At 73.7% G+C, this 15,134-nt stretch carries 20 protein-coding genes; 12 read left to right on the top strand and 8 right to left on the bottom strand.

Going from position 1 to position 15,134, the window contains the following annotated elements; translation table 11 throughout:
- Positions 1–26: 26 nt before the first annotated feature.
- From ACWEN0_RS39855 to ACWEN0_RS39815, 9 genes are all read left to right on the top strand, one after another.
- Positions 27–401, top strand: a complete 375-nt coding sequence (locus tag ACWEN0_RS39855; protein ID WP_451985417.1) for a DUF2255 family protein — start codon at positions 27–29, stop codon at positions 399–401.
- Positions 402–504: 103 nt separating this feature from the next.
- Positions 505–1,167, top strand: a complete 663-nt coding sequence (locus ACWEN0_RS39850; RefSeq protein ID WP_451985415.1) for a papain-like cysteine protease family protein — start codon at positions 505–507, stop codon at positions 1,165–1,167.
- Positions 1,168–1,173: 6 nt separating this feature from the next.
- Positions 1,174–1,857, top strand: a complete 684-nt coding sequence (locus tag ACWEN0_RS39845) for a hypothetical protein (protein ID WP_451985413.1) — start codon at positions 1,174–1,176, stop codon at positions 1,855–1,857.
- Positions 1,858–1,919: 62 nt separating this feature from the next.
- A complete protein-coding gene (locus ACWEN0_RS39840) occupies positions 1,920–2,183 on the top strand; it encodes a MerR family DNA-binding transcriptional regulator (protein ID WP_451985411.1) in 264 nt (87 codons plus the stop codon).
- A 111-nt stretch (positions 2,184–2,294) separates the two neighbouring features.
- Positions 2,295–3,311 (top strand): NAD-dependent epimerase/dehydratase family protein, encoded by a 1,017-nt coding sequence (locus tag ACWEN0_RS39835; RefSeq protein WP_451985409.1) that lies wholly within the window; start codon positions 2,295–2,297, stop codon positions 3,309–3,311.
- A 62-nt stretch (positions 3,312–3,373) separates the two neighbouring features.
- On the top strand, positions 3,374–3,502 hold the full coding sequence (locus tag ACWEN0_RS39830; protein WP_451985407.1) for a hypothetical protein: 129 nt from the start codon (positions 3,374–3,376) through the stop codon (positions 3,500–3,502).
- Between the two features lie 15 nt (positions 3,503–3,517).
- Positions 3,518–4,705 (top strand): cupin domain-containing protein, encoded by a 1,188-nt coding sequence (locus ACWEN0_RS39825; RefSeq protein ID WP_451985405.1) that lies wholly within the window; start codon positions 3,518–3,520, stop codon positions 4,703–4,705.
- A gap of 120 nt (positions 4,706–4,825) precedes the next feature.
- Positions 4,826–5,749, top strand: coding sequence for a sucrase ferredoxin (locus ACWEN0_RS39820; protein WP_451985403.1), 924 nt, complete (start codon positions 4,826–4,828; stop codon positions 5,747–5,749).
- Positions 5,750–5,957: 208 nt separating this feature from the next.
- Complete coding sequence (locus ACWEN0_RS39815; RefSeq protein WP_451985401.1) at positions 5,958–6,569, top strand: DUF4232 domain-containing protein; 612 nt, start codon at positions 5,958–5,960, stop codon at positions 6,567–6,569.
- Between the two features lie 117 nt (positions 6,570–6,686).
- Here ACWEN0_RS39815 and ACWEN0_RS39810 read toward each other — a convergent pair whose 3' ends face one another.
- The 8 genes from ACWEN0_RS39810 to ACWEN0_RS39775 form a co-directional block, all read right to left on the bottom strand.
- Positions 6,687–7,130: a hypothetical protein gene (locus ACWEN0_RS39810; protein ID WP_451985399.1), complete on the bottom strand. Its 444-nt coding sequence runs from the start codon at positions 7,128–7,130 to the stop codon at positions 6,687–6,689.
- Positions 7,131–7,402: 272 nt separating this feature from the next.
- Entirely contained in the window at positions 7,403–7,858 is a 456-nt protein-coding gene (locus tag ACWEN0_RS39805; RefSeq protein ID WP_451985397.1) for an FMN-binding protein, read from the bottom strand.
- 14 nt (positions 7,859–7,872) lie between these two features.
- A complete protein-coding gene (locus ACWEN0_RS39800; protein ID WP_451985395.1) occupies positions 7,873–9,255 on the bottom strand; it encodes a ferredoxin reductase family protein in 1,383 nt (460 codons plus the stop codon).
- Positions 9,256–9,304: 49 nt separating this feature from the next.
- Positions 9,305–10,684 carry an ATP-binding protein gene (locus ACWEN0_RS39795; RefSeq protein WP_451985393.1) on the bottom strand — a complete coding sequence of 460 codons (1,380 nt, stop codon included), beginning with the start codon at positions 10,682–10,684 and terminating at the stop codon, positions 9,305–9,307.
- On the bottom strand, positions 10,681–11,373 hold the full coding sequence (locus tag ACWEN0_RS39790; RefSeq protein ID WP_451985698.1) for a response regulator transcription factor: 693 nt from the start codon (positions 11,371–11,373) through the stop codon (positions 10,681–10,683). The genes ACWEN0_RS39795 and ACWEN0_RS39790 overlap by 4 nt, the downstream gene beginning before the upstream one ends.
- Positions 11,374–11,391: 18 nt before the next feature.
- The gene (locus ACWEN0_RS39785; protein ID WP_451985391.1) at positions 11,392–11,700 is read right to left on the bottom strand and encodes a hypothetical protein; all 309 of its coding nucleotides are present in this window, start codon (positions 11,698–11,700) and stop codon (positions 11,392–11,394) included.
- Positions 11,697–12,131: a pyridoxamine 5'-phosphate oxidase family protein gene (locus ACWEN0_RS39780; protein WP_451985389.1), complete on the bottom strand. Its 435-nt coding sequence runs from the start codon at positions 12,129–12,131 to the stop codon at positions 11,697–11,699. The genes ACWEN0_RS39785 and ACWEN0_RS39780 overlap by 4 nt, the downstream gene beginning before the upstream one ends.
- A gap of 78 nt (positions 12,132–12,209) precedes the next feature.
- Entirely contained in the window at positions 12,210–12,707 is a 498-nt protein-coding gene (locus ACWEN0_RS39775; protein ID WP_451985387.1) for a spore germination protein GerW family protein, read from the bottom strand.
- 157 nt (positions 12,708–12,864) lie between these two features.
- Here ACWEN0_RS39775 and ACWEN0_RS39770 point away from each other — a divergent pair, with 157 nt between their 5' ends.
- From ACWEN0_RS39770 to ACWEN0_RS39760, 3 genes are read left to right on the top strand one after another with little or no spacing between them, the layout of a single operon-like run.
- Complete coding sequence (locus tag ACWEN0_RS39770) at positions 12,865–13,758, top strand: class I fructose-bisphosphate aldolase (protein WP_451985385.1); 894 nt, start codon at positions 12,865–12,867, stop codon at positions 13,756–13,758.
- Positions 13,755–14,384 (top strand): universal stress protein, encoded by a 630-nt coding sequence (locus ACWEN0_RS39765; RefSeq protein WP_451985383.1) that lies wholly within the window; start codon positions 13,755–13,757, stop codon positions 14,382–14,384. The genes ACWEN0_RS39770 and ACWEN0_RS39765 overlap by 4 nt, the downstream gene beginning before the upstream one ends.
- Before the next feature lie 19 nt (positions 14,385–14,403).
- Positions 14,404–15,033 carry a CBS domain-containing protein gene (locus ACWEN0_RS39760; protein ID WP_451985381.1) on the top strand — a complete coding sequence of 210 codons (630 nt, stop codon included), beginning with the start codon at positions 14,404–14,406 and terminating at the stop codon, positions 15,031–15,033.
- The last annotated feature ends 101 nt before the right edge of the window (positions 15,034–15,134 follow it).

Genomic DNA, 15,134 nt, shown 5'->3' with positions numbered 1-15,134 from the left:
GTCCTCGGGACACTCGAGGAGGAGCAGTGACCCCGTGGTCCCCGACCGAGCTCGACCGGTTCGAAACGGCCTTGGAGCTGGAGATCGCCGCCCGGCGAGGTGACGGCTCGCTGCGGCAGGCGGTGCCGGTCTGGGTCGTGCGCGTCGGTCCGCACGTGTACGTCCGGACCTGGTTCCGGCGCGACAGCGGCTGGTTCGGCCAGGTGCTGCGCAGCCGCCGGGCCCGGGTCCGCGTCGAAGGGCTTGATGCCGACGTCGCGGTCGAGGACGTCGGCGTGGCGTCGCGGGAGGCCGTCGACGCCGCCTATCGCGGCAAATACGGGCACTTCGGTGCCGCGACCGTCGAAAAAATGGTGAACGCGTCGGCGTCCGCGTCGACCCTGCGGCTGATCCGGCCATAGCATCTGCCATAACACCGGCCTTCGCCGCCGTTCGTAGGTTGTTGGAGATTTCCCTTCCGGCGCAGAGTGTGGATTCCCATTCCCCGTCGTGAAGGAGAAATCCATGGTGATCGCACTCGACAGAAAACGGTTGGGACTGCTGCTGGCGTGCGGCGCCGCGGCCACGCTCGCCCTCGCCCCGCAGGCGGCCGCGGCCACCCCGGCGCCGGTGCCGAACGGCCTGGTCCTGACCCACCCGCTGGCCGACAACAGCCACTTCAAGCTCGGCGCGGCGGCCCAGGCCGCGACCGCCGCGGTCAGCCTCGACTACAGCCAGCAGGTCCAGCAGAACGACGAATGGTGCTGGGCCGCCGACGGCGCGAGCATCGAACAGTTCCACGGCGCGTCGACGTCGCAGGAAGAGTTCTGCGCGGCCGGAAAGGGCACCAGCCCCGGCTACTGCCCGAACGAGGCGGCGCAGATCGACGAAATCGTCAACGGCTTCCACGGCACCGGTTTCTCCGGCCAGAGCGCCGGCGGCGCGGTGTCGTTCGCGACGATCCGCCAGCAGATCGACGCCGGCAACCCGGCGCTGACGGGCATCTACTGGACCGCCGGCGGCGGGCACGCCGAGGTGATCTACGGCTACGACGCGGCCAACCAGTCGATGAACGTCGGCGACCCGTGGCCGACGTACCAGCGCTACCGCACCCAGTCCTACAACGACTACCTGCGGAACAGCGAGTTCACGTGGGGCGACACCGTCGTCGGCATCGCCGGGCGGTGACGTGGGATGACCAGGTTCGTGGTGTCCGTCCTGGCCGCGCTGCTGCTCGGCCCGGCGTGGGTCCCCCCGACGGCGAGCCAGCTCTCGGCGGCGGTCGCGGCCGCCCACACGCCCGAGGCGGTCGGCTACGCCCGGACGAACCTGCGCCGGCCTGGTCAGCCCGAGCCCGCCGGGATTTCCGTGGCCGACACGGGAATCCCGGCGTACACCCTCGACCCGGCATTCGTCCGCGGCGAGACGCCGGCACCGGCGGCGGTCCTGGCGTACGTCGCGGTGGTGACCCGCACGGCCGACGGCCGCACGACGACCCTCCAGGCGACCCCGGCCGTCCCGGGCCACCCGGAGTCGGGCTGGCACGTCGGCAGCGCCCTCTCCGGTGACGACGAAGCCCGCCTGGCGGCCGGCCTGCACCCGGGCACGGTCCTGCTGAACGAGCCCCAGATCAACGGCTGGTACGAGCTGGGCCCCGACGGCGTCCGGCTGCTGCGGGCGAGCCTGCCGCAGAACCCGGTGGGTGCGCTGGTGCCGCTCGGCGAGTACCAGCGTCAGGTCCACGACCGGTACGCGGACAAGCAACCTCAGCTCGCCGGTCCGCCACCGGCGCCGTCGGCACCTCGGCCGTGGTGGCTGCTCGGTGTGGTGCCGGTGCTCGCGGGTGTGGTGGTCTTCGTCAGGCGCCGGCGTCCGTGATCACCCCTTCGGGTGGGGCGTCCTCTTGACTTCAAGTGCTTGAAGTTCTGCATGCTGTCGTCATGGCGGCAGGAGTTGCGGGCGAGCAGGTGTGGCTGACGATCCTCGAGGCGTCGCGGCGCAGCGGGCTGAGTGAGCCGACCCTGCGCTACTACGAGCAGATCGGGCTCGTCGGCCCGGTGCCGCGTGATCCGAGCAGCGGGCACCGGCGGTACGACGCCGCGGCGATGGACGTCCTCGATGCGCTCGGCTGCTCGACCGGCACGCCGACCGGCTCGAGGCCGAAATCGAGCGGCTGCGGCTGCGGCTGGAGTACCTGCGGCTGAAGGCCCGGCTCTGGGCCGCCCGGGACCGCGGCGACGCCGACGCGGCGCAGCGGCTCGTCCCGCGGCTCCTGGCCGTCGTCGACCGATTCTGACGATCCACAAAGGACTGAAATGACTTCGCTCGTCCTGGTCACCGGGGGCACCGGCTACCTGGGTGGCCACACCGTCGCGCGGCTGCTGGCCGACGGCCACCGCGTCCGCACCACCGTGCGCGATCCCGCCCGCGCGGCCGACGTCCGGGCCGCCGCCGGTCCCGGCGACCTCGAAGTGGTGGTCGCGGACCTCGGCGCCGACGACGGCTGGGCCGCCGCGACCGAAGGCGTGGACTACGTACTCCACGTCGCCTCCCCGTTCCCGCCCACTTCACCCGGAACCGACGACGAGGTGATCCGCCCGGCCCGCGACGGCGCCGTCCGCGTGCTGGCCGCGGCACGCGAAGCCGGGGTCCGGCGGGTCGTGCTGACGTCGTCGTTCGCCGCGGTCGGCTACAGCGCCACGCCGCGCGAGGAGTACACCGAAGCCGACTGGACCGACGTCGACGACCCCAACACCGCCTACGTCCGGTCGAAGGTCATCGCCGAACGCGCCGCGTGGGACCAGGTGCGCTCGGCGGGCGGGCCGGAGCTGGCGGTGCTCAACCCGGCCGGCATCTTCGGCCCGGTCCTGGGCGGGCGGCTGTCCTCGTCGGTCGGGCTGGTGCGGGCGATGCTCGACGGCGCGATGCCCGCGGTGCCGCCGCTGTACTTCGGGGTGGCCGACGTCCGGGACGTCGCCGACCTGCACGTCCGGGCGATGACCCACCCCCGGGCCGCGGGGGAGCGGTTTCTCGCCGCGGCCGGCGAGTCGATCAGCTTCCTCGGCCTGGCCCGGATCCTGGCCGAGCGGGTCGGCGGGAGCGGGCTGCCCACCCGGGAGCTGACCGCGGAGGAGGTGCGGGCCGCCGCCGAGACCGACCCCGCCCTGCGGGACGCGGCGGCCCGCCTGGGCCGGGTGCCGGTGATCCGCACCGACAAGGCGCGGACCGTGCTCGGCTGGCGGCCGCGCCCGGTCGAAGACACCATCGCCGACACCGCCCGCAGCCTCCTGGCCGCCGGTCACCTGGTCGGCCAGAACTACTCCAATGCCTGATGACCTTCGTCGCGGTCTCACGTAGCGTGGGTGGCCCAGTAGCCGACACAAGTGAGGTCCGGATGGGTCAAGAACACACCGAAGCCGGCACTACGGCCAGCGGCCTGCTGCTCAGCGTCGAAGCGCTGCCGGCCCCCGTCGACCGGGGCAAGGCGAACGGCGCGGTCGCGGACAACGACGGCAACGACTAGTCGTCGCCCCGCTCCGTGACGGAGATTCCCGGACTGGCCGACCTCGTGGCACCCCTCGAGGTCGGCCAGTTCTTCGCCGACGTTCTGGGGAAGTCGCCGCGGCGCTTCCCGGGTGAGGCGGGGCGGTTCGCGGCCCTGCTCCCGTGGCCGGAGCTGGACCGGGTCATCCGGCAGCACCGGCTGGAGTTCCCGAGGCTGCGCCTGGCGCTCGACGGCGACGTCGTCCCCGCGCACACCTACACCGAGATGGTGTCGACGCGCCGCAACGGCCTGGTGCCGCGCGTGCTGCCGGCGCCCTTCGCCGAGCACCTGCGCTCCGGCGCGACGCTCGTGGTCGACTCGGTCAACGAGATGATCGACGGCGTCGGCGAGCTGGCGACCCGGCTCGAACACGACCTGCGCGAACGGATCCAGGTCAACCTGTACGCCGGCTGGGGCACCACCCACGGCTTCGACGTGCACTGGGACGACCACGACGCGTTCATCATCCAGCTCTCCGGGCGCAAGCGCTGGCGCCTGCACGGCGTCACGCGGCGCGCGCCGCTGCAGCGCGACCTCGAGCTGCCCGAACGCCCCGAAGGCGAGCCCCGCGAAGACTTCCTGCTCGAGGACGGCGACGTCCTCTACCTGCCGCGCGGCCACTGGCACGACGTGTCGGCGGTCGGCGAGGAGTCCCTGCACCTGACCATCGGGTTCAACGCCGCCACCGGGGTCGACCTCGTCGCGTGGCTCGCCGACCAGGTGCGCGCCGACGAGCTGTTTCGCGAGGACCTGCCGCGGTTCGGCCCGCCCGAGGCGCGCGCCGAACGGGCCGAGGCCCTGCGTCGCCGGCTCGCCGAGCTGGTCGAGGGCGACCTCGTCGACCGGTTCCTGGCCGACCGCGACGCCCAGGCCCCGGCCCAGACCCGGATCGGCCTGCCCTGGGCGGCGACGGCCGAGCTGCTGCCCCCGGACGACGACTTCGACGTCCGGCTGCTCGCCCCGCGGGCGGCGCTGGTCGACGGCGAAGGCACGGTCGCCCTGGTGGCGGCCGGGCACCGCCTGGTCTTCGCGGCGGCCGCGCGGCCGATCCTCGCCGCCCTGCTCACGGGCGGTCCGCAGCCGTTCAAGGTGCTGGCCGACGCCGCGGCGGGCGTCGACCGGGCGACCGTGCGGGCGCTGCTGGGTGAGCTGGTCACCCAGGGGCTGGTGGCGCGGGCCTGAATTGCCCGGTCCGTGGGGGTTCATCGCTCCTTCGGGTGAGGGGTGGCGGTAAGCCGGTCACATCGGCGGGGTTAACGCGCGCGGATTCGGGTACGCTTAGGCATGCCTAAGTCGAGCCCCATGGCTGAGGCGGCGCTCTGCGCACCCGGACCGAACGCGGCGCCGGGGTGCGCCGCCCTCACCCGCGAGCTCGGTGGCGAGCCCGCCGGGACCGCCGCCCGCATGACGTCCTGGCTGCTCGTCGAGCAGCCCGGGTCCTGGGCGCCGGACGCCCTCGAAACCGTGCTGGCCGAAGCGTTCCCCGCGGGCATCGAGGCCGTCCGCGACGCCGGCCTGCGGCCGCTGCTGATCCGCCGGCCCGGGCGGCACGTGCGCGTCCCCGGCGCTCCCCGCACGGTCTACCTCGCCAGCGGACGGCCGGGGCACCACTGGCTCGAACGCCTCGACGTCGCCGACCTCGGCGAGCTGGCCGCCCTCGACCTGGAGGCCGTCGCCGCCGGACGCCGCGGCCACGGCGAGCCCGTCGACGGCCCGCTCTTCCTCGTCTGCACCCACGGCAGCAAGGACATGTGCTGCGCGGTCTTCGGCCGCCCGCTGGTGACCGCGCTGGCCCAGAACCACCCGGGCCAGGTGTGGGAGGTCAGCCACGTCGGCGGCGACCGCTGGGCGGGCAACCTGCTGACCGTCCCGGACGGCTACCTCCACGGCAGCCTGGCGGTGACCGAAGCCGAGCTGGTCGCGAAGGAAGCCCTCAGCGGCAACGTCCGGTTGGAGCACCTGCGCGGCCGCACGTCGGCGGAGAGCCCGTGGTCCCAGTACGCCGAGATCGAGGTCCGCACCCGCACCGGCCTGCGCGGCCTGGACGCGGTGCTGGCGGTCTCGGAGGACAGCCAGGGCGACGTCCGCACGGTGCAGGTCAAGGCAGGCCACCGCCGGTTCGAGGTGGTGGTCCGCCGAGCCCCCGCCACGGCGGCCGGGCACAGCCGCTGCTCAGCGCGTCTCGTGCTCTCCGGCTTCGTGGTGGAGTCCGTCCGCGAGTTCTGACCACCACCGCCGCAGATCCTCGAAACGGCGAGCCAGGGCGAAATCTCCTGGCCGGGGCACGAGGAGCCCGCTGGACGAACCCCCACCGCGCCGAAGGGTGATGACTTCGGACCCGGCCCTCGTACACCTTCGCCTCTTCCCGCCACCGCACCCGGCTGCCACGGTCGGACACCGGAGTACGGCCCGGACGGACGGAACAGGGGTGGACATGTCTGCATTCGGCACGAGCCGGGCGGTCGCGGCCGTCGGCATCGTCTTGGTCACCGTCGCCTGCGGTGACTCCGCGAGCACCGCGGCGCCGCCCGGCACGACGAGCGAGGTGACGCCGCCCCCGGCGCCGCTATCGATGTCACGGACCACCACGGTGCCGGCCGCGTCCGCGCTCACCCGGTGCACGACGGCCGCGCTGCGCGTCAGCCTCGGGCAAGGTGAGGGCGCCGCCGGTCACTTCTACGTCCCGGTCCTGTTCACCAACACGGGAAACGCCTGCGGCATCACCGGCTACCCGGGGGTCTCCTACTTCGCCGGCAGCGACGAACACCAGGTCGGTGCGGCCGCGATCCGCGATCCCGGTCCGGTGCCGCGGGTGGTCCTGCAGCAGGGACAGTCGGCGTCGGCCTGGGTCGACGAGGTCAACGCCGACAACTACGACCCGGCCGAGTGCGATCCCACTCCGGTGACGGGCCTGCGCGTGTACCCGCCCGGCGACACCCAGGCCGTGCTGCTGCCCCAGCCCGGCGCCCGGGCCTGTGCCCAGGAGATGCCCGGGCAGCGGACCCTCGCCGTCCGCGCGGTGCAGTCCGACACCGGCGCACCCTGAGTCCGGTACGGGTCTCCCGCCGTTCCCCGAGGCCGGTGACGGCGAGCACGCACCGACCGAAGACCGCGCCGGAACCCGCAAGCCGAGCAGGCGCCGTGAGCGCGGCCGCCCTCCCGGTCAGCGCCGGTTGCCGGTCGCGGGTCCTCGTCGCCGCGGCACCAGGAACTGGCCACCGGGGAGGTAGCCGCGCGACTCGGTGCGGTGGGCGTTCCAGGCGACCGCGGCGTCGACCTGGCGCGCCGAGAGGCGGGCCCGCTCACCCACCCGGGACAGCGGAGCGTCCCGCATGTCGGGGCGGCTGCTCGCCGCCCACAGCAGGCCGAACCACCATTCTTCGGCCACCCACGCCTCGCGCGCCCGGTCGATCAGGGCCGAGAGGTGCTCGTCGCTGCACGCCGAGACCACCCGCTGCCCGTGCCGGCTCGGGTCGCCGAAGTCGACCATCGACGAATCGGGCACCACGGCCATGCGCAGCGCGCCGACGGGGATCTTCTGTCCACAGTGGACGCACACGGACTTCTGCGGCGTGCAAGCGAGGCGCAGCTGGGGAGAGTGCGGCATCGCTGTCTCCCGTTTCTGGGGTGTGTGACACCGGCTTTCGGCCGGGCGACGCCTGCGGGGGCGTGCGTCGCCGAACCCCGATCGTAGGCGCCGGACGACCCTGTGACCAGGGCACGGCCCGTTGCCGCCGGACGTCGTCGTCGAACGCGGAGCGGCCGCCGGCACGGAATCCGAATCCGGAGCGCCGGCCCGGGACCCGGGTGGCGGGGGAGCGTCTCCGCCGTTGCGTAATCCTCCGTCTTCCGGCCGGAGTGCAGGTCAGGGGAGCGCGGTCACCGGTGGGCCTGGTCGAGCGCCGACTGCAGGGACTGCTGGTAGCCCTCGGAGGTGTAGGTGGCGCCGCTGACGGTGTCGATCTGCGCGCTCTGGGCCTGCAGCGTCTCCTGGTTGAGCTCGGGGACGGCGTCGGAGTTGATCCGGACGTCGCGGCCGCTTTCCTGCGGGTACTGGACGGCCTGCGCGTCGGTGATCCGGCCGCCGGCGACGGTGATCCGCACCTGGACCGGCCCGTAGCGGGTGTCCGCGGCGTCGCCGGTGAACGTCCCGCCCCCGCTCGTGGTGGCACCGGGCGTGGTGGCACCGGGCGAAGCCGGGGCCGGGGGAGTCGCGGCGTGGGTCGCCTGCGGGCGGCCGGCGGCGACCGGGGTCTGGTCGGTGCTGGTGCGGTAGCTGAACAGCAGCACGACGACCGAGACCGTCGCGGCGACGGCGATGGCGATCCTGCGCATCGGGAAGTCCTTTCCTACCAGGCGAACCGCTCGGCGTGGACGCGGTCGGCGGGGACGCCGGCGCGGCGCGCGGCGTCGAGCACGGCGCCGGTCCAGGCGTCGGGGCCGCAGACGTAGACGTCGTGGTCGGCGATGTCGGGCACGAGGTGGCGCAGCACGACGTCGTCGGGCACCGGGGCGTAGCCGGCGGGCAGCCACGACGCGCGGTCGCGCGAGCGCCGGCCGAGCAGGTAGTGGATCCGCACCCCGCGCCGGGCGGCCAGGTCCTCGAGCTCGCGCCGGAACAGCAGGTCCGCCGGGCGGCCGGCGCGCTGGAACAGCACCGCTTCCCCGGGCCGGTACGGGAGTTCGTCGAGCAGGGCGCGCAGGGGCGTGACCCCGATCCCGGAGGCGAACAGCGCGACCTTCCGTCCTTTTCGGACGGTTCCGGTCAGCCGGCCGTACGGGCCTTCGAACAGCGCCCGCGTGCCCGGCCGCAACGTGGCGAGCCGGCGGCTGCCGGGGCCGAGGTCCTTCGCCGTGATCCGCAGCCGGTGCCCGTCCGGGGCGGCCGAGAGGGAGAACGGCTTGCCGCGCGTCCAGCCCGGCCCGGACACGAACCGCCAGACGAAGAACTGGCCCGCCGTCACGGGCAGCCGGCCGAGGTCCCGGCCCCGCAGGTACACCGAGACGACTCCGCGGCCCTCGCGCACGACCTGCTCGACGACCAGCCGGTGCCGCAGGTTGAGCCACACCGGCAGCCCGGCGCGGAACACGAGCACCGCACCCGCCGCCGTGGCGTACGCGGTCCACCAGAAGGCCGTGGCCACCGGCGAAGCGGTGAAGTCCGCACCGGTCCACAGCTGGTGCGGCAACGCGAGCCCGGCGCCGAGGTAGGCGTAGAGGTGCAGCAGGTGCCACGACTCGTAGCGCAGCCGCCGCCTCGCCGCGCGCACCGACGTCGCCGCGACCAGGCCCAGCGCGGCGGTCCCGGCGGCCGCCAGGAGCATGCCCGGGTAGGTCGTCACCAGCAGCCAGAGCTCGCCGAGGACGCCGGAGCGGTCGGTCGCCGCGTAGCCGAGGGTGATGAGCACGATGTGGGCGCCGAGCAGGGTGATCGAGGTGAACCCCACCAGCCGGTGCCGGCGGGCCAGGTCGTCCTGCCCGTAGCTGCGCTCCACCCAGGGGATCCGTGCCATGAGCAGCAGCTGCAGCAGCAGCAGGTCGGCCGACAGCAACCCGGTCAGTCGTCCCGTCGAGGTGAAGAAGTCGGTGCCGAGGTCCTGCAGGCCGCGCCCGGACACCCAGAGGGCGACCACGAACAGCACGCTCAGCCAGGCCGTCAGGCCCGCGGCGTCCCGCCACCAGGCGCGGACCGCGGGGGGAGCCACGCGGCGGGTGGCGAAGGCGGTGGACATCGGCGGGCTCCTCGGAGTGATCTTCTCGCTCCACCCTCCCGGAGCCCGGTTAGCCGTCGACGTGACCAGGGTGAGAAACCGGTAAGAGCTGATCGGCGCCGACGGTGAACCCGACCACAGCGCCACCGCCCGGGCGTGGCTCGGCGAACACCGCCCCACCGTGCGCCAGGGCGATGTCGCGCACGATGGCCAGCCCCAGTCCCGAACCGGGCAGCCCGCGCGCGCCGTCCGCGCGGTGGAAGCGGTCGAACACCCGGACCGCGTCCTCGTCGCCGATGCCGGGGCCGCGGTCCAGCACCTGGACCCGGCCGTCGCGGACGTCGACCTCGATCGGGCCGTCCGGGGCGAACTTCACGGCGTTTTCCAGCAGGTTCGCCACCGCGCGGTCCAGCGCTTTCGCCTGGCCGGTCACCACCGACGCGTCGGAGGTGACCGTGATGGTGCGCCCGGACCGGCGCCGGACGCGGTCGGCGGCACGCTCGACGAGCTCGCCCAGCCCGACCGGCGTCGGCTCGTCGGCCTCGTAGCGGCGGGTGGCCAGTTCGACGAGCTCGTCGACCAGGTGGGTCAGCTCGCGGGTCTCGCCGTCCACGTCGTCGAGCAGGCGGCCGCGGGCCTCGGGCCCGAGCTCGGCGAACCGGCGCAGCACGCTGGCGTTCGTGCGCAGGCTCGTCAGCGGGGTCCGCAGCTCGTGGGCGGCGTCCTGGACCAGGCGTTCCTGGTCGGCGCGGGCGTCGGCGAGGCGGCCGAGCATCCGGTCGAACGACGTCGCCAGCCGGCCGACCTCGTCGCGGCCGCCGGTGGGCACGGCGACGTCGTCGAGGCGGCCTTCGCTGACCTGCTCGGTGACGTCGGTGAGCCGGACCAGCCGCCGGGTGATCTGCCGGGCCAGCAGCCAGCCGGCCAGGGCCGCGACGACCAGGACGAGCGCGCTGACGCCGGTGATGCGGGTGGCGAGGCCGCTCAGCACGTTCCGGGACTCGTCGACGTCGATGCCGAGCTGGACGGCGCCGCGCCCGGGGCCCAGGGCCACCGTGATCGCGCGGTAGTCGTCCCGGCCGGAGGTGTAGTTCCAGTAGCGGTGGGGGCCGAGGGTGCCGCCGGCGGCGAGGGCCCGGTCCTCGTCGTCGACGGGCAGGCGGACCGGGCGGCCCCCGATCGGGCGGACGGTCCCGTCCGCGGCGAGGGACTGCGCCACCATCGGCTGGGCTTCGTCGTGGTCGTCGTCGTCCGGGCCGCGGGTCACCGGGCTCGGGGCGAGCACCTGCGTCGCCCCGGCCGCGACCTCCGCCGACGTCGTGAGCAGCGACCGGTCGAGCTCGGCGTTGATCCGCTCCGACGCGGCCTGGTAGCTCAGCACGCCGACGAGGATCGCCGCCGCCGCGCCGACCCCGGCGAACGCGATCGCGAGCTTGCTGCGCAGGTTCATGCCGGCCGCGAAGAATAGCCCACGCCGCGCACGGTGTGGATCAGCTCGGTGGCCCCGGCCTGCTCGAGCTTGCGCCGCAGGTAGCCGATGTAGACGGCCAGGTTCTTCGAGTCCGCGCCGAACTCGTAGCCCCAGATGCGCTGGTAGATCGTGGCGCGGTCGAGGACGATCCCGGCATTGCGGACGAGCAGCTCCAGCAGGTCGAACTCGGTCTTCGACAACGTGATTTCGGTGCCCTGCCACCACACGCGCCGTGCCGCCGGGTCGACGGCGAGTTCGCCGAGGCGCAGCGGGCGCCGCGCTTCCGGCTCGGCCGACGTGCGGCGCAGCAGGGCCCGCAGCCGCGCGAGGAGCTCGTCGAGCTCGAACGGCTTGGGCAGGTAGTCGTCGGCGCCGGCGTCCAGCCCGGCCACCCGATCGGGCGTCTCGACCCGGGCGGTCAGCATCAGGATCGGGGTGGGGTCGCCCTCGGCGCGCAGCACGCGGCACACGCCGAGGCCGTCGACGCCGGGCATCATGACGTCGAGGATCAGCACGTCGAAGTCTTCGCGCCGGGCGGTGGCCAGTGCGCTGACCCCGTCGGTGACCTCGGTGACGAGGTAGCCCTCGAGGTCGAGGGCCCGCACGAGCGATTCGCGGATGGCGCGGTCGTCGTCGGCGAGCAGGACGTGGTGCGGCATGGCCGCCATCATGCCCGCGCAGCGGGACTACCGCCTGCGCCGGGCGTAGGTCGGGCTGTGGAAGACGCTCGCGGCGATGACGATGCCGAGCACGAAACCGAAGTCGTACCAGTGGCCGTCGTTGTGCACCTCGTAGACGCCGACGTGCTCGTTGAACAACGAGACCAGGAAGGTGATCGGGCAGATGAACCCGTGCCACAGCCCGAGCCAGAAGCCCGGCCCGGCGGTCGTGGCGGCGAAGGTGTTCCCGCCCGGGACGCAGGCCGTCAGCAGCAGGGCCGAGGCCGTCACGACACCTGCGAGGGCGCCGCGGTGGCGAAGGGACTGTCTCGTCATGGCGATCCCGTTCCGGCGGCGTCAGGTGCCGGGCCGGGGGTGAGCCGCCGCCCCTCGATCCGGTCGACGCTGATCCTCAGCAGCCGGTCCCGCGGCGGCGGAGCCCAGGACCGCAGCCCGGCGCCGAGCTGCGCGACCACCGTTTCGACGTCGGTGGTCAGGGTGGCGACCCCGGTCACGATCACGCTCCAGCCGGTGTGCCCGGCCGCGTCGTAGGCGTCGGCTTCGAAGGTGACCGGCTGCCCGTCGAGCCGGTCGGCCCAGGAGCCGCGGCCCGCCCGCAGCCAGATCACGTCGCCGGCGACGGTGAAGTTGACCGGCCGGATCGCCGGCCGCCCCTCGCGGACGAAACCGAGCCTGCCGAGCGGCACGGAAGCCAGCAGCGCCCGGCAGCTGCCGGGGCCCAACGCGTGCAGTTCCGCTGCGCCCACTGGTCGTCCCCCGGTCTCGGGCTTCTCGCTGACGAGGAAACTCTCGGCTCGTGCCAAGCGAAGGCTTAGAGGAGGACGTCACCGGCCGGCAGGACGGAAGTCACCGGGCCATCCGGCGGGCCGCGCCCCTGGTCCGCGCCGCCGATCCGACGGCGCAGTCGTCCCGGGTTTCTGCGACGAACCCCGGACGCGGCGTGGGCCGTCCTCGCGTGCGATCCACGGAATCCTCCGCCCGTGCTGCGCGTGGTACTTGAACTTCGCCAGCCGCGTCGCCACGAAGAGCGCCGCGACGGCGATCGCGCCGAGGGTCGCCAGGAGGCGGTTGACGTCGATCGCCGGTTCCCAGCGGAGTTCGCCGTCCTTGATGACGTAGGCCCCGACCGGTTTCGCCGACAGCCCGAACCCGCCGCCTTCGCCGGAGCGGCCGTTTTCGTCGCGGCCGTCCCCGCCACCGCCGCCCGTGCCGACGGACGACGCGACGATCACCGTCACCCCGTCGACCTCGTACGGCTCGCCGTAGACCAGCTTGGTCTCCAGCCCGTCCTTCGCCTTCGCGAGCAGTTCGTCGACCTTCATTCGGCGAAGTGTCACCGGCGGCGGGCGCGCGGGGGAGAGCCGATGGTCCCACCCGCCGGTGACCGAGGGCCCCGGTGCCGGTGGCGTTCGCCAGCGGTGGTGGCCCGGGCGCCGCGATTTGCTGGGCGCACCACGCATCAGCGACTCGGAGGCCGTCATGACGCACCGTCCCCCGCTGGCCGAGCTCGGGCTGAACACCGGCAAGAAGGCGCGGCTGCACCGCATCCTGCACCAGCACGGCCTGCGCAACGGCACCGCGTTCTTCCTGCCCTACGACCAGGGCCTGGAGCACGGGCCCCGCGACTTCTTCGCCAACCCGGCCGCAGGCGATCCCAAGTACGTCCTCAAGCTCGCGCTGGAGGGCGGCTTCAACGGGGTCGTGCTCCAGATCGGGCTGGCCGAGAAGTTCTACTGGGACTACGCCGGCGAGGTGCCGCTGGTGCTGAAACTCAACGGCAAGACGGAGATTCCCTCCGACGCCGAAGCGTTGTCGCCGCTGCACGGCAGTGTCGAGGACGCGGTGCGCCTGGGCGCGGACGCCGTCGGCTACACGCTCTACGTCGGGACTCCGGCGCAGGAACAGGACTTCGCGCAGCTGCGCCGGGTCCGGGACGACGCGCACCGCCTCGGCATGCCGCTCATCGTCTGGGCCTACCCCCGCGGTTCGGCCATCGAAGCGAAGGGCGGGCGCGACTCGTTCTACGCCGTCGACTACGCCGCGCGCACGGCGTCCGAGCTCGGCGCCGACGTGGTCAAGGTCAACTTCCCGCACCCGGCGAAGATCGACAACGTCCCCGGGGTCTACGCCCAGGAAATGACCAGCCAGCGCGCGATCGACGCGGTCGTGCGGTCGGCCGGGCGCACCCTGCTGCTGGTCTCGGGCGGCGGCAGGGCCGGTGACGACGCGATGCTGGAGAAGGCCCGCGAGTCGATGGAGGCCGGGGCGACCGGGCTGATCTTCGGGCGCAACGTCTGGCAGCGCGACCACGACGAGTCCCTGCGGTTCGTCGCCGCCCTGCAGGACATCCTCGCGAAGTACGCGAGCGCATGAGCACCTTCGAGGTCCGCATCCACGGCCGCGGCGGTCAGGGCGTGGTGACCGCGGCCGAACTGCTGTCGGTGGCCGCCTTCACCGAAGGCCGGCACGCGCAGGCGTTCCCCAGCTTCGGCTCGGAACGCACGGGGGCGCCGGTGGTGGCGTTCTGCCGGATCTCCGACGGCCCGATCCGCACGCGGGAACCGATCGTCGCGCCGGACGGGCGCGCCGACGGCAGCCCGCTCAGCGAGGCCGCGATCGCGTGGGCCTTCGAAGAAGCCTCGATCCGCCACGCCCCGCTCGTCGCCGTGTACACGTGGCACGACGGCGACACCGCAGGCCTGTTCAGCGACGGCAACGTCGCTTTCCAGGGCGAATCCCTGCGCGACTCCGGCAGGCGGCTGCTCGCGCAGCGGCTCGCCGGGTGGCAGGAGAAGTACCCGGACGTCGTCGTCGAGCGCCGGGTCGAGCACGACAAACCACGCGACCGCCTGCTCGGCGCGAGCCACGAGGCCCAGTTGCTCGTCGTGGGCAGCCGTGGCCGCGGCGGGTTCAGCGGCCTCGTGCTCGGCTCGACGAGCCAGGCGCTGCTGCACCACGCGGCCTGCCCGGTGATGGTCGTCCGCGCCGAAAACGCCTGAACCACAAGGGAGTTCCGCCATGACCACGGTATCCGCGGTGATGACCGCCGACCCGATCACCGTCTCCCCGCAGACGCCGTTCAAGGACATCGCCGCCCTGCTGACCGGCAACGGGATCAGCGCGGTCGGCGTCGTCGACAAGACCGGCGCGCTCGTCGGCGTCGTCTCGGAGGCCGACCTGCTGCCCCACCTGTGGGACGACCGGAAGCCCCGCCGCCGCGACCGCCGGCTGGCCCGCAAGGCGACCGCGTGCACGGCAGGCGACCTGATGACGAGCCCCGCTGTGACGATCGACGCCGACGACACGCTCGCCACCGCCGCCGCGCGGTTCGCGCGCGCCCGCGTCCGCCGGTTGTTCGTGCTGCGCAACGGAAGGCCGGTGGGCGTGCTGTCCCGCCGCGACCTGATCAGCGTCTTCACCCGCGGCGACGCCGACCTCGAGCGCGAAGTCCGCGACCGGGTCCTGCGAGACCAGCTCAACCTCGGCCCGGACCGGGTCCGCGCGGAGGTGCGCGCCGGAGTGGTGACGGTGGTCGGGCGCGTGGAGCGCCGCAGCGACATCGCCCCGGTGACCCGCCTGATCGCCGAACTGTCCGGAGTGGTCGAGGTGCGCAACCGCCTGGACTACGTCTGGAACGACGTGGCCTGACCGCCCGGTACTTCTACCGGCCGGGGGGGGGGGGGGGGGGGGCCCCCCCCCCCGGGGGGGGGGGGGGGCCCCCCCCCCCCCCGCCCCCCCACCCCCCCCAA

Source organism: Amycolatopsis sp. NPDC004378, assembly GCF_053602455.1.
Note: the sequence above shows the minus strand (reverse complement) of the source record. Positions and strands in the feature narration are given on the sequence as shown.